Source organism: Crocosphaera sp. Alani8, from assembly GCF_038442745.1.
Lineage (GTDB): Bacteria > Cyanobacteriota > Cyanobacteriia > Cyanobacteriales > Microcystaceae > Crocosphaera.
In genome coordinates this window covers 1-20,623 of sequence record NZ_JARVCN010000088.1, presented here as the reverse complement: position 1 = coordinate 20,623, position 20,623 = coordinate 1, and the positions used below count along the sequence as shown (strand labels likewise).

Sequence of the window (20,623 nt, the reverse complement as noted above, 5' to 3'; positions counted from 1 at the left end):
TGTATTTAGGCGCAAGCTGATTTAATCTTTTTTTTAGCATCCCTAAAGCAACTATTGGAGGATATTGACTGTGTCTAAGAAAACTATAGCTAATTTATCAGAAGCGGATCTCGCAGGAAAGCGTGTTCTAGTACGGGTAGATTTTAACGTTCCTTTTGATAACGGAACCATCAGCGATGACACCCGCATTCGCGCAGCTTTACCCACCATCAAAGAATTAATCAGCAAACAGGCAAAAGTTATCCTCTGTAGCCACATGGGTCGTCCCAAGGGTAAAGTAGTGGAGAGCATGAGTTTAAAGCCCGTTGCAGCCCGTTTAGGGGAGTTATTAGGGCAAGACGTTACCATGTGCGATGATTGTGTAGGTGACTCTGTTACCCAAGCCATTGCCAAGTTAGAAAATGGTCAAGTAGCTTTACTGGAAAACCTCCGTTTTCACTCAGAAGAAGAAGGTAACGATGCCGAGTTTGCCAAACAGTTAGCAGCCAACGCAGACTTATACGTTAATGATGCTTTTGGAACCGCCCACCGCGCCCACGCTTCTACCGAAGGGGTAACACATCACTTAAGTCCCAGTGTTGCTGGTTATTTAATCGAAAAAGAACTGCAATATCTACAAGCTGCCATCGAAAACCCCCAACGTCCTTTAGCCGCTATCATCGGTGGTTCCAAGGTTTCCAGTAAAATTGGCGTTATCGAAACCCTCCTAGAAAAATGCGATAAGCTAATCATCGGGGGTGGCATGATTTTCACTTTCTATAAAGCCCGTGGATTAAATGTGGGTAAGTCCTTAGTAGAAGACGATAAGTTAGAACTAGCCAAGTCTCTAGAAGCCAAAGCTAAAGAAAAAGGTGTGGATTTCTTGTTACCCTCTGATGTGGTTTTAGCAGATAATTTTGCCCCCGATGCCAACGCTAAAACCGTCAACATTGACAGTATTGAAGACGGTTGGATGGGATTGGATATTGGACCAGATTCTGTGGAAGTTTTCAAAACAGCTTTATCTGAGTGTAAAGCAGTAATTTGGAATGGACCTATGGGAGTATTTGAATTTGATAAATTTGCCACTGGAACCGAAGCCATCGCTAATACCTTAGCAGGATTAACCGGCACCGGAACCACCACAATTATCGGTGGTGGTGACTCTGTGGCTGCCGTCGAAAAAGTCGGTGTTGCTGAGAAAATGAGCCACATTTCTACCGGCGGTGGTGCTAGTCTAGAACTGCTAGAAGGTAAAGTATTGCCAGGTATTGCTGCTTTAGACGAAGCTTAATTTTATTTCTGTTAGGTGGGCTTAGCCTACCTAGCCATCCACAATAAACCATGATCAAGCAAACAACCTTAAAACAAAATTTTTTCCTCTATCTACTCTTGAGTGCGATCGCAGTAGCCATGCTCTTTCCCTTACTTTGGTTACTGAGTACCGCCCTAAAATCCCCCACAGAAGATATTTTTACCAGTTGGTTCCCCACCCAACCCACCTGGGAAAATTTCCGCATTGTCTGGGAAACTTATCCCTTTGGACCATATCTATGGAATAGTACCCTAATTGCAGTGTTAACCGTCGGCTTAAACCTACTGTTTTCTTCTTTGGCAGCCTATCCCCTAGCAAGACTAAATTTTTTAGGAAGAGACACCATTTTTGCCGGAGTAATCGCTACCATCATGATTCCCTTTCAAATTGTGATGATTCCTCTATACGTTCTCACCGTACAGTTAGGATTACGCAATACTTATCTAGGGGTGATTTTTCCCAGTTTAGCCTCAGCTTTCGGTATTTTTCTCTTGCGTCAAGCATTTCAAGGGGTTCCCAAAGAACTAGAAGAAGCTGCTAGAATCGATGGCTGCTCGGAATTGGGGATTTGGTGGCACATTATGTTACCTTCTATCCGCCCTGCTTTAGTCACTTTAGCTATTTTTGTGTTTATCGGTTCCTGGAGTGACTTTCTCTGGCCGTTAATTGTTTTAGATCGTCCTGAATACTACACTTTGCCTTTAGGAGTTGCTAAACTAGCCAGTGCTTTAGATTTAGATTGGCGATTGATTGCTGCTGGATCAATTATTGCTACTGTTCCAGTTGTCCTTTTATTTGTCTTTGCACAACGCTACATTATTCCCACAGAAACAGGAAGTGGTGTTAAAGGGTAACTGTTCTTGAAACTATTTTTAACCATGCAGTGCGATTCGATTTGGTTGTACAGAGCATTTGTCCCCACAATTTTAATGATGAATAATTAAGCAGATTTCAGATAACTTTTTCCTCCTGCCTCCTCCCCCAAAGCTAGAGAATGCATAATAATCTATGCAAAGGAAAACTGCTATCAATAGAACATTTTTGATAAACCACCTTTTAAAATTTTGTGCTATGATTGGGGTAACTAAAAAACGATTAATAACCTTAGCTTGTCCGTAGCAGTGTCGATAACTTGTAAAACCAACCAAAACACTAACGATCTGCTAGGGGTTAAGCAAGCAATATAAGGCAAGCAACAATATCACAGGAGCCTTCCACCTGATGGATTATTTAGAAAAAGTTCTAGAAAAACTTAAGGAACTGGCACAAAAGCTAATCGAAACACTGTTAGGTCCCGAGGCTGAACCAGAGCCAGAACTTATACCTATCCCGGTTAATGACCCTCGGCATCGTTATAGCAGATAACTAGGCATAGGGTGTCTACTAACAATCCTGAAAAACTAAGCATTTTGGTACTTCACGGGCCAAACCTAAATATGCTGGGTGTCCGCGAACCCACAATTTACGGTTCTGCTACTTTAGAGTCAATAAACGATTTGCTTAATGACAAGGCTGCTGCCCTCAGCTGTGTGCTTTCAATAATTCAGTCAAACCAAGAAGGAGTTTTGGTGGATGCTATCCAGTCTGCTCTTAGCCAACATCAGGGGATACTAATTAACGCAGGAGCTTATACCCACACGAGTGTTGCTATTCGAGATGCCCTGTCCGCAGTAAAAATACCAACAGTAGAAGTTCACCTGAGTAATATTTATCAAAGAGAAGAGTTCCGTCACCACTCTTACATAGCCCCAGTGGCAATAGGGCAGATTAGCGGTTTTGGAGCTAATAGCTATCTTTTGGGATTGGAAGGGTTATACCATCATCTTAGTACAAGTTAGCAACGATAGAGTCCTGTAGATTGCTATGCAGTTAATACTACTGATGTCGATATTAGTCGGAATGGTGATTAATGTGTTGCAGAATAGGCAACCAATCATCCTTTATTTTTTAGGGACTAATGATGAGACAGCCTTATTTTCCCTACAGTTACCATTGGGTATCTGGGTTGTTTTGTTTCTATCAGCAGGGATTATTAGCAGTTTACTGATTCAAATTTTGAGCCGATCGCCTCGTTCTTTATCCCCTAGAGCTTCTAATAACCCTCGATCCCGTAAAGAGAAACCCCCTGAAACCCCTTATTCTAGACCTGAACCCAAAAAATCTGATTGGGACAAATCTCCACCCCCAGAATGGGAAAATAGCCTAGAAGAAGAGGATGATGAGTGGGATATAGAAGAACCCCCTCTAGAAAATACTATTCCCCGTCAACCTTCTATGGTTGAAGATAAAGACTCTGAGTTCGAGGTCAAAAAACCCCCAAAAACCTCTTCTCAAGAAGGCACAGTTTACTCTTACACCTATAGAGAATTGAGCGATCGTGTCCCGTCTCAACCATCTTCAGATCCTCCGGAATCAGACAAAAAGCCTTCATCTTCTCAACAAAGTAGGGATGTTTATGATGCTCAGTATCGTATTATTACCCCTCCCTATCAACCTCTTCAAGACACTCAGGATGGAGACGAGCAAGATGAGGGGAATTGGATTTGAAGAGGCATAATCAAGCAAAAACCCCATCTAAGTTTTTAGATGGGGTTTAGATTAGAATAAGATTTCAACAATCAAAGATTATTTGCGAGCGACCAAAGTTAGTTCTCCACTAGCTAAGTCCAGAGGAAAGTTATGAGCATTTCTTTCGTGCATAACTTCCATGCCAATAGCAGCACGGTTCAGAACATCGGCCCAAGTACCGATAATACGACCCTGAGAATCTAACACAGATTGGTTAAAGTTAAATCCGTTGAGGTTAAAGGCCATGGTACTCACACCCATCGCAGTGAACCAAATACCAATAACAGGCCAAGCACCTAAGAAGAAGTGCAAAGCACGACTATTGTTAAAAGAAGCATATTGGAAGATTAAACGACCAAAGTAACCATGAGCAGCCACAATGTTGTAGGTTTCTTCTTCTTGTCCGAACTTATAACCGTAATTTTGAGATTCGGTTTCTGTGGTTTCACGAACCAAACTGGAGGTAACTAGACTACCGTGCATAGCGGAAAATAAAGCACCACCAAAGACACCGGCAACTCCTAACATATGGAAAGGGTGCATCAAAATATTATGCTCCGCTTGGAAAACGAACATAAAATTAAAAGTACCACTGATTCCTAGCGGCATCCCATCGGAAAAAGAACCCTGTCCAATGGGATAGATTAAAAATACAGCAGTGGCTGCGGATACTGGTGCGCTATAAGCGACACAGATCCAAGGACGCATCCCTAAGCGGTAAGACAGTTCCCATTGTCTTCCCATCCAGCAGAAAATGCCGATCAGAAAGTGGAAGATAACTAATTGATACGGACCACCGTTATAGAGCCATTCATCGAGAGATGCCGCTTCCCAGATGGGATAAAAATGCAAGCCAATAGCATTGGAAGAAGGGACTACCGCTCCAGAAATAATATTATTTCCATACAGTAATGAGCCGGCTACTGGTTCACGAATTCCGTCAATATCAACAGGAGGCGCAGCAATAAAGGCGATGATAAAACAGATAGTAGCGGTTAATAATGTCGGGATAAGAATAACACCAAACCAGCCTACATATAGACGGTTATTAGTGCTAGTTATCCACTGACAAAACCGCTCCCACAGAGAAAGATTTTGGTTTTGTATAGTAGTTGTCATGGCTGAATAATAAGAAAATCACAACAATAATTTAAGGACAGATTGTAACAATGACTACCTAACCTTATTACATATAAGTATATTTACATTCGTTGACAATGATCCACTTTTTTTCGTATATTTTTGTGACTTAAAGTTGAAGTTATATGAGGTTTTATAAATATAAATAACAGGTTATTAAATTAAGTGTAAATTATGTCATATATGTTAAAGCAAAACAATCCATTTTAGGATAAACAAATCCAGTAGAATAGGAAATAATATACTGTTAATTTAGAAATTTATGTCTAAGGCCAAACTCTTGCAGCCTGATTTGATTTTGGGGGATACTATTCTTGGTTTAAACCAAGAAATGCTTGATCACTATCATATTAAGGGATTAGTCTTAGATGTAGATGAAACCCTTGTCCCTCTCAAAAAAAGCCATGTTTCGGAGGAATTGAGACAATGGATAGACCAAATTCGCCAAGAAACCCCGATTTGGTTAGTTAGTAATAATCTCAGTGAAAGTCGCATTGGTCGTATCGCTAATTCTTTAGATTTACCTTACTTATTAGGAGCAGTCAAACCTTCTCGACGAAAACTGAGAACAGCTATTCGTGCGATGGAATTACCTGTTCCCCGAGTAGCAATGGTAGGAGATCGCTTGTTTACAGATGTTTTGGCGGGAAACCGACTGGGAATGTTTACTATTTTAGTACGACCAATGGTTGATTCTGCTGTTGCCGCTCGTTCCTACCCTATCCATAATTTTGAAGTGTGGCTCTCTGAAAAACTCGGCGTTTCTCTGATGTCTTCGCAACATAAGTTTATGAAACTACACAAAAAGAGAAAAAAATAAATATAAAAAAATAGCTGTGTTGGGTTTTGTCTCTCAACCCAACCTATAAGATCGGCGATCGCTAATTTTTTCAGCCCATAAGCTTATCTTTAAAATGCACCATAATTGGAGCCTCAAAGGGAGCTTAAAATGTATAGGCTTCTAATCCGATTAAGGAATTTTATGCAAAGTTACCAATGATGGGAAAATTGACCCCAATTGCTCTGGCAATAATTCCCTGAAGCAATGGATTAAAGCAAGACTTGGTGATAAGTTAGTTAAATTGTTGTTCAAAGAACTCCTTGTGTCTTATCGTAGACATCAGGTTAAATAACACCAAAAAAAAGGAGGCAATACACCTCTCTTGTTGGTGGTTATTTGGAAAAATTTATCCTAAACTAATAACTTGTGAATTAGCATGGCTAAAAAGTATCACGTTTACGGTGTCGGTAATGCCTTAGTTGACATGGAGTTTCGAGTTACTCCTGAGTTACTACAAGAATTAGAAATCGATAAAGGGGTCATGACCTTAGTTGATGAGACGCGTCAAGGAGAAATCATTGCTAAGTTCAACGGGAACCTTTGTAAGCAAAGTGGTGGTGGTTCGGCTGCTAATACGATGGTGGCTTTGAGTCAGTTGGGAGCTAAAGGTTTTTATTCTTGTAAAGTGGCTAAGGATGAAGCAGGATTTTTTTACTTAGAAGATTTACAAAATTGCGGTTTGGATACCAATGTTCACGATGAAAAACAAGTCGATGGCACCACAGGAAAATGTTTAGTTATGGTTACTCCTGATGCCGATCGCACCATGAATACTTTTTTGGGAATTAGTGGGAGTTTATCAGAAGAAGAGTTGGTTAGAGATGCTATAACTGATTCGGAATACATCTATATGGAAGGTTATTTAGTAACTTCTCCCACTGCTAAAGCTGCTGCCATTAAAGCGAGAAAAATTGCTGAAAGTTCGGGAGTTAAAACCACATTTTCTCTATCCGATCCCAATATGGTTTCTTTCTTTAAGGATGGATTATTAGAAATTATCGGCGATCGCATGGATTTTATTTTTGCTAACGAATCCGAGGCTATGAAAATGGCCGATACGGAGGATTTTTCTGAGGCCATTACTTACTTAAAAAGTCTATCCCAAGGGTTTGCTATTACTAGAGGATCACAAGGTTCAGTGGTTTTCGATGGTCAAGAATTAATAGAAATTACTGCTTACCCTGTAGAAGCAATTGATACCGTAGGTGCAGGAGATATGTATGCCGGTGCTTTTTTATATGGCATCACTCACGGTATGGGTTACGCTCAAGCTGGTGATTTAGCCTCTCGTGCTTCTTCTCGTATTGTTACTTGTTATGGTCCGCGTTTAGAAACCGCAACCTTAAAGGAATTACTGAATACTTAGAAGCGAACCCACAGAGGACAAAAGAGATTTTTTTCTTCCGAGGCTTCTGCCTCGGCTACTTGGATTAATTTGCGATCATACTTATTGATGTAGTACAATATAACTTGTGAAATAAAGGAGTAACAGAGGTGTATTAATTATGTTAGACAAATTCCGAAAACGTTATCCCGAAGGGAGTTTGGTGAGTGAGTTAATAACCATTGATCACGGGAAGTATGTTGTTAAGGTATTACTACAGAATAATAGTGTGACATTAAGTACGGGATTAGCAGCCGATGAGAAAATTGAAACCGCAGAAGATAGAGCAATAGAAAGGGCATTAAATAGTTTGAAATTAGACCAGAAACCTGTTGAAATTTCAGAACAAACTATCCCTCAGCCTTCACCTCCTCCTCAAGAAATAATCCAACCTCAACCACAAGTATTTCCCCCTACTCCAGCACAAACTGTTGAATCTATTGCTAATAAAAATGAAATTAAAGAGAAAGAAATAGAAACAAAACTACCTATTGAAAATAACATCGAAACTACAACTAAATCATCTAAGAAAAGGGTTAAAGCTACATCAAGCTCTAAAAAATCACGGTCAATAGAACCAGAAATAGAGGAGAAACCTCTTCCTGTCAATACAACTCCTAATGAATTAGAAATAGAGGAGAAACCTCTTCCTATTAATACAACTCCTGATGAATTAGAAATAGATGAAAAGCCTCTTCCTATTAATACGACTTCTGCCGAAGCAGAAATAGAAGAAACTTTCCCCCCTATTGCCGAAATAGCCGAGGAAATAGAACTAGAACAAAAACCTGCTATGGAAGAGGAAATGCTTGATTTTTCCGAAATTATTGCTCGTTCTAATGTAGAACTAAAACGGCTAAAATGGACAACGGAACAGGGTCGAGACTACTTGATCAGAACATATGGAAAGCGGTCCCGTCAAGTTTTATCCGATGAGGAATTATTGGAGTTTCTTCGTCATCTAGAAAGCTTACCCACTCCCTCTTGACCTACTCAGAATCCCAATTATAAGTACTTGCACAAAAATCAACATTACAGTTTAGATGAGGCAAACTGTTGACTTTATTTATATCCGACTACTTATAACTACAACTTCAATAATTAGGTTATATACACGGTTACGCTTATCATAATTAAATTAATATGTCAAATTTATTTTTTTAGCCGTTATAAAAATATACAAATTATCCCTAGTTTTAGTCTCTTCTCAGGCAGTTTTGGTACGGAATGAAAATAATTCAGATGGTTTTTTTGACTAGACAATTAGGGTTTGAGGCTGTTTTGAAGAAAAATTAAATACGAGTACCCCATTATGAAAATTAGATCATAGCGCATAAAACCGATGAATTCGTTTACAAATAAGAAAAATTCTCAATAAAATATTAATTTTTGTAATAAGTAACGAAATATGAATTAGGAATTTTAAAAGTAAACTTGAATAATTAAAAATTTTTGCTTATCTATGAAAGATAGAGAGCCATCCCTTGTGGAGTCTAGGATAACCTGAACTTTTCTGAACTTTTCTTAATTTTTTCTGCTCAGATAAATTTAAGGTCAAGACTCCAAAAGACATATACAGACTAGATTGTAACCTGTTTACATTATATAACTTTATCTTATCTTGGCTTTTTCTTAACTTATTCATAACCTAAACTTTTCTGAACTTTTATGGATTGTTTCTGCTGATAACTTTAGACATACTGGAAGTGTCAAAAAACTACTGTCTAATTTTTGACTAACTAGTAATAACTTAAAGGAGAAAAATTCCATGAGTGAACAACAAATTATTCTTGAACAGATTGTATCTCTTGATAGTAATGATAATTCATTTTTTGGTCATCTCATTGATGATGAAGTTAAGTTTAATATAAACGGTAAAAGCGGAAATGACACCCTTACTGGTTATAAGTTTGATGATTATATTATTGGAGGTTCTGGTGATGATTCTATTAAAGGATATGCTGGTAATGATGAGCTTTTTGGTTCGAAGGGTGATGACATTGTTTATGGGAACAAGGGTGATGATTTTTTAAGAGGTGGGGATGGTAATGATGAACTTTATGGTGGTTCTGAAAATGATATTCTTCTTGGGGATGATGGCAATGATTATCTAAATGGTGGTGATGGTCATGATCAACTTTATGGCGATTACGGAAATAATTTATCCAAAAATAATTTTACAGAAAATATTGATCAAAGAGATATTGATCAAGGACATACTGATGGGATAAATGGAAATGATATTTTGGATGGTGGTAAAGGTAATGATTGGCTTCATGGAGCGCAACTTCACGATCTACTTTTTGGAGGCGATGGAAAAGATACACTTTTTGGAGGTACAGGAATTGATCAACTTCATGGTGGTTCTGGAAATGATATTTTAGATGGTGGTAGTGAGAATGATCAACTTTATGGTGGTTCTGGAAATGATATTTTAGATGGCGGTTCTGGAAATGATATTTTAGATGGTGGTTCTGGAGATGATGAACTTCATGGTGGTTCTGAAAATGATATTCTTCTTGGGGGTTCTGGAAGTGATTTACTTACAGGAGGTGACGGTACAGACGTTTTTATTTTAAATAGTGATATTGGCGTAGATACTATTCGTGAATTTGAAATAGGTACAGATAGAATTAGAATTGACAAGTCAGCATTCAATGATTCCGACTATTTTGTCTTTGAAATTGATTCCCTAATGTATGAGTATAATGGTATTACTTCCAGTTTTGATCGTGCGGTAGGAACAAATTTAGAGCCTATGGTAATACTTGAAAATACCCTAGGAAATCCTGGAGTCAACTATAGTAACATCCAGGTTGATTTATACTAAATTATGTGATCCTAGTCACAGCAACTCTAATTCCACCACTTTATCTTCGGGGCAGGGTGTGCGTCACAGAAGTAACCCCTTAATATTCTGCTCCAGCCAAGTTGAATGCGAAACCGAGATAGATACCCTGACAATTGGGAGGAAATAGCGTTAGAAGTAAAAGAGTTTCTTCTAGAAGACGAAAACCTATACAATTCTTGACATACCTGTACATAATGTCTAGGATATCTCGTCCGCTCCACGAAAATTGTCAATTCAATAGACCATTGATTCAGATATAATAAAATATAAGATAAACAATGGTCATCTATGTACGCAATCAAAAGGGAATTAAAGCTAAATAATCAAAAAAAGAGTTTTTTTGCTGGCTGTGCTGGCTTCTCTCGCTTTGTGTACAATCATGGACTATCTTTACTGAAATCTACCTGGGATATTCCCGAAATTTCTGGCAGTGACTCAAAACGGTTAGATGCTATAAAGAAAGTCTTTACAAACATTACTAAAAAGCAGACAGAATATTTGTGGACAAACAAGTATTCATCTCGCATCTATCAGAATGCTTTTAGAGACCTCAAAAAAGCATTTGCACGCGGTCGAGATACCAAAATAAAAGCAGAATTACCTCGTTTTAAAAAGAAGAAACATAACTGTAGTTTTACAGTAGATAGTTCTAATGGCAAGGTATTAGTTAGGGAGGGAAAAAAAATAAAAATTCCTACCTTGGGAACCTTTAGATTAAAAGAGGCTATTCCTTATAATTGTGTTTCTCAGACTTTCACTATTTCGAGAGAAGCAGGGAAATGGTATGTAAGTTTTGCCGTTTCAGCATCTTATATACCTGAGATGAAACACAGGCACCAAAAAGTAGGAATTGATTTAGGAATAAAAACTTTTGCCACTCTTAGTGACGGAAACACCTTAGAGGCTCCATCTTCCATCAAAAAAGCGAAAATCAAGCTAGGAAAGATACAGTGGAGAAACAGAAATAAGGTACTAGGCAACCGTCGTTCTGGAATCGAAGCATCTAAAAATGCAGTTAAATATTACCAGAAACTAAGAAAAAAGCATAAAAGAATAACCAATGTTCGAGAAGACTTTCTGCAAAAAACCACTACATTATTAGCTAAAACTTATCAACATATTCTCGTAGAAGACTTAAACATTAAAGGCATGATGGCTAACCAAAAATTATCCTCTGCGTTATCCAATTTAGGATTGTATAGTTTTCGAGAATTGTTGAGTTATAAACAAGAATGTTTTGGTTTTCTACTAACTATAGTAGATAGGTGGTTTCCCAGTTCAAAAACTTGTTCAGTCTGTGGAAATATACAGGATATGCCTTTAATTGAAAGGGTTTATCATTGTCAAAATTGTGGTCAAGTTATGGACAGGGATTTGAATGCGTCGATTAATCTCGAAGGTTGGATGAACAATGCCGATGGCTTATCGGTGAACGCCTGTGGACAAGAAGGAGCCGTCTCCCTTGGTGGAAGCAGGAATTGAACATCAAGCCTGTCTAGGTTTGTCTAGGTTTCATGAAGCAGAATAAGAGGTATGGTAAAGTTGTGAAATAGGTTAATAACTGACTGCCAATGTCTCAAGAATACCATTGTCGCATTTACGTTACTCTCAGACCATCGGTTTTAGACCCGGCTGGGGTTGCAGTACAATCAGGATTACACCAGTTAGGGTACGAAAGCGTAGAAAAGGTCAGAATAGGGAAGTACATTGAGCTTACGGTGACAGCAGAGGACAAAACCCAGGCTGAAACCCAGGTAGATCAAATGTGCGATCGCCTTCTAGCTAACCCCGTGATCGAAAATTATTCTTATGAAATCACCGCACTAGAGACTACTGGGGGTCATTCATGAAGTTTGGGGTTGTTGTGTTTCCTGGATCGAACTGCGATCGCGATCTAGCCAGCGTTACAGATGGTTTGCTGGATCAACCGACTCGTATGATCTGGCATCAAGACACCGATATCAGCGATATTGATGTTATGGTCATCCCTGGAGGGTTCAGTTATGGAGACTATCTCAGATGTGGGGCGATCGCTCGCTTTTCCCCTGTAATGCGATCGATTATCGAACACGCAAACCAAGGGAAGTTCGTCTTAGGTATCTGTAATGGCTTTCAGGTGTTAACAGAAGTGGGGTTATTACCTGGGGCATTAATTCGCAACCGAGACTTACATTTTATCTGCGATCGCATTCCTGTCAGAGTGGAAAATAATCAACTATCTTGGACAAAAAAATATACTGTTCAACAAGTTATTACCTTACCAGTTGCCCACGGAGAAGGTCGTTATTACGGCGATGAAGACACGATCAAAGAATTAGAAGATAACCAGCAAATTGTTTTCCGTTACTGTAACTTATTGGGAGAAGTGAGCGAAGATAGTAACCCCAATGGTTCTTTATCCAATATTGCTGGAATCAGTAATCAACAAGGTAACGTTTTAGGAATGATGCCTCACCCGGAAAGAGCTTCTGATTCTCTGACAAGGGCGACAGAAGGGCGTATTTTGTTTGAAGGTCTGCTGATTTAACCTGAGTTCCCTGTGTAGATACAATTAGCGAGTGTGTAACTCGATGGTGTCTTGTTTAATTACTACATCGTAGTGACCGTAAAAACTTTGTCCCAAAAGTCCGATGGGTAGAGAAGGGTTAATGGCTACCTGAAGATCAGAAGAAGTCAGTTCCCCTGCTTGAACAGAAGACACCGTACTTAAACCGATAGAAACTACACCTCCTGCAGTTTGGGAAAGACCTTGAGCTTCCGATTTTAAACCCATAGTCTTAGCCATATCTGTGCTAACAGTAATACCACTAGCTCCAGTATCGAACAACATTTCAAAAGTATGCTGTCCGTTGAAAGTAACATCGACCACAGGGATACCAGAATGTCTGCGTTTGATGGGTACAGTAAAGACTCCCACTTGAGGAGAAGCAGTCGGTTGAGAGGTGTTAGAATCACCGTTGCCACAAAGATGACCAAGATCGATATTTTGACCATTAGCTCCTTCTAAAAAACAAGATTGTTGAGCTTGAGTCGGTACTAAAGATAAACCTAAAACGATTCCTGTGAGGGCGATACTGGTGCCAATAATGCGTTTCATAGCTATGAGGATGGATAGGACTGATAGTTTAAAATGCCCAAAAAAAAGATAGTATTTTACACAATAGATTATCTTATAACGATTATTTCACTGTGATAGGTATCACATTTAACCAGTGATTATAATCATATTTTTCGTAGAGATTTTTAATAGCTGTTGGGGAACACTGGATAATAAACTGCATTTTAAAATTGTTAATAAGAATGAAACCTACTCTTACTCTCTTTACTGCCTTCGTTTCCAGTAGTTTGCTTATGGCCGCTCCGGTGGCAGCACAAGATTATTCCCGTAGCAGCTCTCGTAATTTTGACAATTGTGACTATGGTAATTATATCATCACCAATAGTGGTGGTTGTGTCGATTTATCTGGGAATAATTCCAATCGTTATAATTTTTACGAAGCGAAATTTTTGACAGCTTTAAAAAATGCAGGAATTTCTATCAGTTACGAAGCTTGTGAAGCAGGAATATTGGGTCATTATCAGCCTGATTATAATAGGATAACCATGTGTCAAAATAATCGACAAGATTTTAACCTTTACATCGAAACATTAGCCCATGAAACTTGGCACGTTGTTCAAGATTGTGCGGCTGGATTGGATAATGGGAAATTGATTCCTATTATGAGTTCGGATGCTTCTACTTTTCGTTCTATTTTAATTAGTTTGCGTTCATCGGACTGGCAAAGTTTAAATCTTTACGATCCCAAACATTTACCCTACGAAGGGGAAGCTTTTTTTATGGAAAAACGTCCTGACCAGGTTTTACAAGCATTGAACGCTTGTGCGAATGGGCGTTAATTGACATTGAAGAAGGAGTCAGAATACACGAGTTTCTAACTCCTTGCCCCGAAGGGGCGATGAAAATTGTTGATTTGTGGTTTTATGGTTAATTCATGGCTGAGAGGTGAAAAGCGATCGCTTTTTTTGAACAAAATTAAAAACTAAAAAGGTTTTTAAAAACCCCATAAAAGAATACGGTTGTTACCAGAGTCAGCAATGATGGCAGTTTCACCACAAACCGTAACACCATAAGGCCAACTTAAACTGTCACGAGTTGCCCCACCATAGGAACGGTTTTCACTCTTGCTGCGAAAATGAGATTGTCCCGTTAACCCTTGGGCAACCTTTCCCAGACTCAACCCATCAGTCCATCCTACCAGACGAGAATTAGCTGTATCCGCAGCCATTAACCATTTACCCATAACTGCTACTCCATAGGGCATACTGAGGCTGCTAGGGGTAGGAAAATAGCCTCCTTGGTTCAACTGGGCTTCTTCAAAGTTTACTTGTCCCAAAACCAGACTACAAGCAGTGTTGTTATCTGAGGGAATACCCTGCCAAATCATGAGACGGTTGTTACCAGCATCGGCCAATACTAGATTATCCTGCCAAATAGCCAAGGCATGAGGCCAACGCATACTATTAGCAGTGGGACTTCCTCCTCCATTTTCGTCCCGTCGGTTCATCTCCACTTGTCCGAGAACATAATCTGCTGGTTGTCCGTTACAGGTTGGCAGTTCGTTCCACACCAAAACCCGACGGTTGCCAGTGTCAGCAACAAATAACCGTCCTTGATGATACATCACCCCATAAGGCCAGTGCATCCTGTCGGCTGCAGTATTTATTTGCCCTCGGTTAACTTGGTTCTGATGAAAGTCTGCTTGTCCTAAGACGATATCTGCAGGGGTGTTGTTATTTTGAGGTAATTTTCTCCAAATTAACACCCGATGGTTCCAAGCATCCGCTACGGCTAACCCTTCCCCACAAACACAGATTCCTGTGGGAACACTTACGGTATTGGCTTGGGGGATTCCTTTTGCGTTTTGTCCTTCCTGGTAAAAGTCTGGCTGACCTATAACCCAGTCCGCGGGCTGACCGTCTCTTTCGGGGCGATGTTTCCACCCCAATAGACGATGATGACCGGTATCACTCACCCATAATGGACCGTTTTCGGAAACTAAACAAGCTCCTCTTGGTCCGAATAGTGTGGTAGGAGAAGGTTCGAGGGGCATAACTAAGCTTTCAGGTGTTTGTTCCCCAAGGACAATGTTAGCCCCATGAGGGGACAATATATTTGTTAATGTTTCATTTTTAGGAGTGTTAGGTAATAGGTTAATTTTTAGGGTGGTTTCCATTTAAGTACCTGGAGAAAAATAAACGTTACGGTTGAGATGAGGCAGAAGTAACCTGAGTTCGGTGTTCGGAGTTAAGTTTAGATAGTTAACTTTATCTATGTTCAACTACTCATTTTTATGATTCTTGTTTAGTTTGCCGTCAATTTTATGGTAAGAGTTAGGATAAAGGGGCGAATTATTAGAGTTTTTTTAGATCGTTTCTCTTTGGGTGGAGAATGGGAGATAGTAAGCACAAAATAGTTGTCAAAACAAACAATATTTTCTCAATAAAATCATTATGCAGTTTGATCTTCATGCTTATCCTTATGCCTCGCAACGTCGTGTTCTTTTGGCTAAAAATTGTGCCGTTGCTACCAGTCAACCCCTAGCAACTTTAGCAGGAATGGAGATGTTTCAAGCGGGAGGAAATGCGGTGGATGCCGCCGTTGCTACTGCGATCGCTTTAACGGTGGTTGAACCAACTTCTAATGGTATTGGTTCGGATGCTTTTGCGTTAATTTGGGATGGAAATTTACAGGGCATTAATGGGTCAGGAAAAAGCCCTAAAAATTTGCCGTTGCAAGCTTATGATAGTTTAAAAAAAATGCCAGAGTTGGGCTGGTTAACAGTAACGGTTCCTGGGGCGGTTTCTGTGTGGTACGAGGTTTGGAAAAGATGGGGTAAATTACCTTTTGAACAGTTGTTTATCCCTGGTATTCGTTACGCTAAAAATGGTTTTCCTGTTTCCCCTGTAACCGCAGAAATATGGAGACGTAAACAGGGACTATATCTCACTCAACAGAAACCAGAATATCAATATTTTCAAGAAGTTTTCTTCCCAAATAATTGCGCCCCAAAAGCTGGAGAAATTTGGGGTAGTTTTCTTCACGCTAAAACATTAGAGGAAATTGCTAACACAGGAGGAGAAAGTTTTTATAAGGGAAAAATAGCCCAAAAAATAAACAATTTTTCTGGAGATACAGGAGGTTATTTAACCTCGGATGATTTAGCCAGTCACACTCCTTTATGGGTCGATCCTATTGCTACTAAATACAAAGAATTAGAAGTGTGGGAAATGCCACCTAATAGTCAAGGAATTGCCGCTTTGATGGCTTTAAATATTGTTGAAGGTTTAAACATTAAACAATATAAACGAGATTCTGTAGATAGTTTTCATTACCAAATTGAAGCGATGAAATTAGCTTTCGCTGATGTTTATGCTAATGTTAGTGATCCAGAATTTATGAAAATTACGAACCAAGATTTACTCGATAAAAATTATGCAAAACAACGTCGAGCAATAATTAATCATCAAGCTATCCCTTTAGCTAACCCTGGAATACCCCAAGGAGGAACCGTTTATTTATGTACAGCAGATGCTGATTTAATGGTGTCGTTTATTCAATCTAATTATGATAGTTTTGGCAGTGGAATTTTGATCCCAGAAACAGGTATATCTTTACATAATAGAGGCTCAGCTTTTACCTTAGAAAAAGATCACCCTAATCAAATAGCACCTAATAAGCGTCCCTTTCATACTATTATTCCTGGTTTTTTGACCAAAGATAATCAACCCCTTGGCCCGTTTGGAGTTATGGGTGCGCCCATGCAACCCCAAGGACATCTACAGATGGTCGTTAATTTAACCGATTACCAAATGAATCCTCAAGCAGCCTTAGATGCCCCTAGATGGCGATTTTTAGAGGAAAATAGGGTACTTTTGGAAAGGGGTACACCTTCTGAAATTATTGAAGGTTTAAGACAACGAGGCCACGATGTTAAATTAGCACCTGAAACCATGTTCGGAAAAGGTCAAATGATCTTAAAAAATAACGGTATTTTAATCGCCGGTTCCGAACCCCGTGCCGATGGTTTAGCATTAGGTTATTAACCAATTATCACCCTTTTGGAGTCAGGAGTCAGGAGTCAGGAGTCAGGAGTCAGGAGTAAGATTGATATTAATTGTTGATACAAAAATATTTTATTGACTTAAATTAAGGGATGTCAGTCTATTTAGTTTTTTCTAGAGAATGCACTACAAAAAATAGTAAGGTAGGTGATAACTACCCTAGAAAAGTTAGAAAGATAAATTTTTTAGCTTACCTTGATTTAATTCTAATAAAGATGCACCATTCATTTTAGTACCAACCCCTTGAAAATGGATAACTATTTTTAAAGGAACACCTTTAACTAAATTAATACGTCCACTTAGAAATTGCCTACCATAATCACCAAATTGAAACATCCGAGGAGAATATTGATTACCTGCTAAATCAATTATTCTGGCATCATTACCCGTAAGATACATACCAAAGTCTTGCGTTAAAGTTGTTAATAAAACACCACAAGTTAAGTTTTCCCCTGACTGTTGACATCCGACAAACTGATAAAGAATACCATTCGTTTCATGGGTAGGCATTGCTTTCTCACTAACTTGTTTAGTATGATTAGATGAAGATAAAGGAGAAGCTTGCACTACAGCAGGATAAGCTAAACAAAAAATAGTAGAATAAGCAAATACATGAATAGATTTAAACAATATAGAGAAATTCATTTTTTTTCAACACCACAAACTGACAACAATTTTTCACAGGATAATACAAGAACTTAAAAAAAGCTAGGTAAAAACTAAAATTAACTGCTTAAGATTTTGTTAAAATTATTGGTAGTTAATTCTTATCAAATGCTTTCTATTAAATGATTGGAAACTGTATCAAACTTCACCGTTATCCCGTCGACTTCATATAGGGATAAGTTCAAACTCAGATCCCTACCCTTTCAGAAGTTTTTGAGTTATGCTAATAAGTTGATGAGTGTACAACAGAGTATTATGGGAATTGATAGCAGCGAATACCGCCAACGTAGAGAAAAATTGATGGGAAAAATAGGTCAAGGGACAGCTATTTTCCGTAGCGCACCCACATCAGTAATGCACAACGATGTAGAATATGTTTTCCGTCAAGATAGCGATTTTTTCTACTTAACAGGGTTTAATGAACCAGAAGCTGTAGCAGTATTTGCTCCTCATCACGAAGAACACCGTTTCATTCTTTTTGTACAACCCAAAGACCCAGAAAAAGAAACATGGACAGGTTATCGTTGCGGTGTAGAAGGAGCGAAAGAAAAGTACGGTGCAGATATTGCTTATCCTATCACAGAATTAAACGAAAAATTACCTGAATATCTCAAGAATGCTACCCGTATCTATTATCATTTAGGACGAGATAAACATTTTAATGAGGTAATTCTATCTCATTGGCAAAGATTAATGAGAACCTATCAAAAAAGGGGAATGGGGCCAGTTGCCATTGAAGATACAAGTCCTATTGTACACCCCATGAGACAGGTAAAAAGCGAAGCAGAATTGACGATGTTACGTCAAGCAATGGATATTTCTGCTGCTGCTCATAATCGTGCGCGTGAATTTGTTAAAGTAGGCCATTATGAGTATCAAATTCAAGCAGAAATTGAACATACTTTTAAACTTCATGGAGGAATAGGTCCAGCTTATCCTTCTATTGTTGCCTCTGGTGCCAATGCTTGCATTCTTCACTACATTGAAAATAACCGTCAGATTCAAGAGAACGATTTATTGTTAATTGATGCTGGTTGTTCCTACGGTTATTACAATGGAGACATTACTAGAACATTTCCTGTTAATGGTAAATTTACAGGAGAACAAAAAATTATTTACGAGTTAGTATTAGAATCACAATTGAAAGCAATTGAAGAAGTGAAACCAGGAAAGCCTTATAACGAGTTTCATGATATGGCAGTTTGTGTTTTGGTTCAAGGATTGATTGACTTAGGATTGTTGAAAGGGGATTTAGAAGAGATAATAAAGGAAGAGAAATATAAGCCTTTTTATATGCACAGAACTGGTCATTGGTTGGGGTTAGATGTTCACGATGTAGGGGTTTATAAAAAAGATGAAGAAACTTGGTATCCTCTGCAACCTGGTCATGTTTTAACCGTTGAACCTGGTATCTATATTGGAAAGGATATTAAACCAGCAGAAGGACAACCAGAAATTCCTGAAAGGTGGCGAGGTATTGGTATTAGAATTGAGGATGATATTTTAGTTACAAAAACAGGTAATGAAGTGTTAACTGCGGCTGTTCCTAAAGCGATAGATGAGATGATTTAGGAAAATGACAGAAACTAAAATTTTACCTAAAATAATGACTTTTCCTGAATTTCTAGATTGGAAACCAGGAAATAGTTGTTATGAGTTACATAAAGGGATTATTGTTGAAATGCAACCCAAGGGAAAACATGAAGAAATATCAGGTTTTTTAGCAGTCGAGTTTGCTTATTTATTTAGACAAAAAAACTTGGACTATTTTTTACCCAAACAAGCATTAGTGAAAGTCTTAACTGAAAATAGTGGTTATTTACCTGATGTCTTAGTTGTGGATAGAAATGCACTTAAAGATGAAACTTTATGGGAAAAATATTCAACATTAACACAAGGAAAGTCAATTCCTTTAGTTATAGAAATTGTTAGTAATAATTGGCGAGATGACTATTTAACTAAGTTAAGAGATTATGAAGAAATTGGCATTAATGAATATTGGATTGTGGATTATTTAGGTATTGGTGGTTCTCGTTATATTGGTAATCCTAAACAACCAACTATTTCTATTTATAATCTAATTGATGGTGAGTATCAAGTGCAATATTTTAGAAATAATGAGCAAATCAAATCTTTAACTTTTCCTAAATTAGAGTTAACAGTTAATCAAATATTTCAAGGAAAAACATAATGATTTTTCACAGTATTTATTGTTGTTTATTATTCCAACTTTCAGGCATTGTTAAATGATCAGGTAATATAGTGGTTTCGTCTCCAATAGTTGCTTCTATTTGTTCCTGAGTTAGTTCATGTCCGTAAGATAACTTATCACAAAAACTAAAATTTGCTCCTTTTAAGTTTGATTTAGAAAATCTTATATTATTAAATGATTTTGCTGACCTCAGATAAGCTTTTAGTAAATCATATTGCTCAAATACTGTATGATAAAAACTTAATTTTGGTAGATTTGCATTGATAAAATTACAGTTATGAAACACTGTATAAGCTAAATTAGAATCATTCAAGAAAGCTGCTTCTAAATTAACTTTATTCCAATTACTGCCTGTCAAATAGCGTTCATAAAAAAAATAGAAATTCTTCGCACCTCGGAATGACACTTTGAAGAAACACAAAATATCTACTGATATCTTGCATCAGTATAGAAAAACTTAAATTAGTCAGCAGTCAGCGTTCAGCATTCGTTTAACTCATATCTTGCACCTGACGAGGCAAAGTTCCAAGCCATGTTCATAAAAC

The 20,623-nt window shown here is 38.2% G+C and carries 20 protein-coding genes; 15 read left to right on the top strand and 5 right to left on the bottom strand.

Going from position 1 to position 20,623, the window contains the following annotated elements; all coding sequences use genetic code 11:
- Window positions 1–70 precede the first annotated feature (70 nt).
- The 4 genes from P9B04_RS06550 to P9B04_RS06535 all read left to right on the top strand — a co-directional run bounded on the left by P9B04_RS06550 (window position 71) and on the right by P9B04_RS06535 (window position 3,841).
- Entirely contained in the window at window positions 71–1,273 is a 1,203-nt protein-coding gene (locus P9B04_RS06550) for a phosphoglycerate kinase (RefSeq protein ID WP_342054191.1), read from the top strand.
- A 50-nt stretch (window positions 1,274–1,323) separates the two neighbouring features.
- On the top strand, window positions 1,324–2,148 hold the full coding sequence (locus P9B04_RS06545; protein WP_342054190.1) for a carbohydrate ABC transporter permease: 825 nt from the start codon (window positions 1,324–1,326) through the stop codon (window positions 2,146–2,148).
- A gap of 522 nt (window positions 2,149–2,670) precedes the next feature.
- Window positions 2,671–3,132, top strand: a complete 462-nt coding sequence (gene aroQ, locus P9B04_RS06540) for a type II 3-dehydroquinate dehydratase (protein WP_342054189.1) — start codon at window positions 2,671–2,673, stop codon at window positions 3,130–3,132.
- A gap of 43 nt (window positions 3,133–3,175) precedes the next feature.
- Entirely contained in the window at window positions 3,176–3,841 is a 666-nt protein-coding gene (locus tag P9B04_RS06535; RefSeq protein WP_342054188.1) for a LapA family protein, read from the top strand.
- A gap of 78 nt (window positions 3,842–3,919) precedes the next feature.
- On the opposite strand, the gene psbA is transcribed toward P9B04_RS06535, so the two are convergent.
- Entirely contained in the window at window positions 3,920–4,981 is a 1,062-nt protein-coding gene (gene psbA, locus P9B04_RS06530) for a photosystem II q(b) protein (protein ID WP_342054187.1), read from the bottom strand.
- 283 nt (window positions 4,982–5,264) lie between these two features.
- Here psbA and P9B04_RS06525 point away from each other — a divergent pair, with 283 nt between their 5' ends.
- The 7 genes from P9B04_RS06525 to purQ all read left to right on the top strand — a co-directional run bounded on the left by P9B04_RS06525 (window position 5,265) and on the right by purQ (window position 12,605).
- Entirely contained in the window at window positions 5,265–5,822 is a 558-nt protein-coding gene (locus P9B04_RS06525; protein ID WP_342054186.1) for a YqeG family HAD IIIA-type phosphatase, read from the top strand.
- 397 nt (window positions 5,823–6,219) lie between these two features.
- Window positions 6,220–7,209, top strand: a complete 990-nt coding sequence (locus tag P9B04_RS06520; RefSeq protein ID WP_342054185.1) for an adenosine kinase — start codon at window positions 6,220–6,222, stop codon at window positions 7,207–7,209.
- 139 nt (window positions 7,210–7,348) lie between these two features.
- The gene (locus tag P9B04_RS06515; RefSeq protein ID WP_342054184.1) at window positions 7,349–8,215 is read left to right on the top strand and encodes a hypothetical protein; all 867 of its coding nucleotides are present in this window, start codon (window positions 7,349–7,351) and stop codon (window positions 8,213–8,215) included.
- A gap of 780 nt (window positions 8,216–8,995) precedes the next feature.
- Complete coding sequence (locus P9B04_RS06510) at window positions 8,996–10,057, top strand: calcium-binding protein (protein ID WP_342054183.1); 1,062 nt, start codon at window positions 8,996–8,998, stop codon at window positions 10,055–10,057.
- A gap of 309 nt (window positions 10,058–10,366) precedes the next feature.
- Window positions 10,367–11,560 carry an RNA-guided endonuclease InsQ/TnpB family protein gene (locus P9B04_RS06505; RefSeq protein WP_342054182.1) on the top strand — a complete coding sequence of 398 codons (1,194 nt, stop codon included), beginning with the start codon at window positions 10,367–10,369 and terminating at the stop codon, window positions 11,558–11,560.
- A gap of 89 nt (window positions 11,561–11,649) precedes the next feature.
- Window positions 11,650–11,928 (top strand): phosphoribosylformylglycinamidine synthase subunit PurS, encoded by a 279-nt coding sequence (gene purS / locus P9B04_RS06500; RefSeq protein WP_342054181.1) that lies wholly within the window; start codon window positions 11,650–11,652, stop codon window positions 11,926–11,928.
- Window positions 11,925–12,605 carry a phosphoribosylformylglycinamidine synthase subunit PurQ gene (gene purQ, locus P9B04_RS06495; RefSeq protein ID WP_342054180.1) on the top strand — a complete coding sequence of 227 codons (681 nt, stop codon included), beginning with the start codon at window positions 11,925–11,927 and terminating at the stop codon, window positions 12,603–12,605. Before purS ends, purQ begins: the two co-directional genes overlap by 4 nt.
- Window positions 12,606–12,629: 24 nt before the next feature.
- Here the strand turns inward: purQ and P9B04_RS06490 are convergent, their stop codons facing one another.
- Entirely contained in the window at window positions 12,630–13,181 is a 552-nt protein-coding gene (locus tag P9B04_RS06490; protein ID WP_342054211.1) for a retropepsin-like aspartic protease family protein, read from the bottom strand.
- Between the two features lie 197 nt (window positions 13,182–13,378).
- Between P9B04_RS06490 and P9B04_RS06485 the strand changes: the two genes are divergently transcribed.
- Entirely contained in the window at window positions 13,379–13,975 is a 597-nt protein-coding gene (locus tag P9B04_RS06485; protein ID WP_342054179.1) for a hypothetical protein, read from the top strand.
- A gap of 155 nt (window positions 13,976–14,130) precedes the next feature.
- On the opposite strand, the gene P9B04_RS06480 is transcribed toward P9B04_RS06485, so the two are convergent.
- The gene (locus tag P9B04_RS06480) at window positions 14,131–15,312 is read right to left on the bottom strand and encodes a hypothetical protein (RefSeq protein WP_342054178.1); all 1,182 of its coding nucleotides are present in this window, start codon (window positions 15,310–15,312) and stop codon (window positions 14,131–14,133) included.
- 277 nt (window positions 15,313–15,589) lie between these two features.
- On the opposite strand from P9B04_RS06480, the gene P9B04_RS06475 reads away from it, so the two are divergent.
- Window positions 15,590–17,182, top strand: coding sequence for a gamma-glutamyltransferase family protein (locus P9B04_RS06475; RefSeq protein WP_342054177.1), 1,593 nt, complete (start codon window positions 15,590–15,592; stop codon window positions 17,180–17,182).
- A gap of 186 nt (window positions 17,183–17,368) precedes the next feature.
- Here the strand turns inward: P9B04_RS06475 and P9B04_RS06470 are convergent, their stop codons facing one another.
- Window positions 17,369–17,845 (bottom strand): hypothetical protein, encoded by a 477-nt coding sequence (locus P9B04_RS06470; RefSeq protein WP_342054176.1) that lies wholly within the window; start codon window positions 17,843–17,845, stop codon window positions 17,369–17,371.
- 276 nt (window positions 17,846–18,121) lie between these two features.
- On the opposite strand from P9B04_RS06470, the gene P9B04_RS06465 reads away from it, so the two are divergent.
- A complete protein-coding gene (locus P9B04_RS06465) occupies window positions 18,122–19,438 on the top strand; it encodes an aminopeptidase P N-terminal domain-containing protein (RefSeq protein WP_342054210.1) in 1,317 nt (438 codons plus the stop codon).
- A 4-nt stretch (window positions 19,439–19,442) separates the two neighbouring features.
- Window positions 19,443–20,057, top strand: coding sequence for a Uma2 family endonuclease (locus P9B04_RS06460; RefSeq protein WP_342054175.1), 615 nt, complete (start codon window positions 19,443–19,445; stop codon window positions 20,055–20,057).
- Window positions 20,058–20,073: 16 nt separating this feature from the next.
- Here P9B04_RS06460 and P9B04_RS06455 read toward each other — a convergent pair whose 3' ends face one another.
- Window positions 20,074–20,436, bottom strand: a complete 363-nt coding sequence (locus P9B04_RS06455; RefSeq protein ID WP_342054174.1) for a pentapeptide repeat-containing protein — start codon at window positions 20,434–20,436, stop codon at window positions 20,074–20,076.
- Window positions 20,437–20,623: the final 187 nt, after the last annotated feature.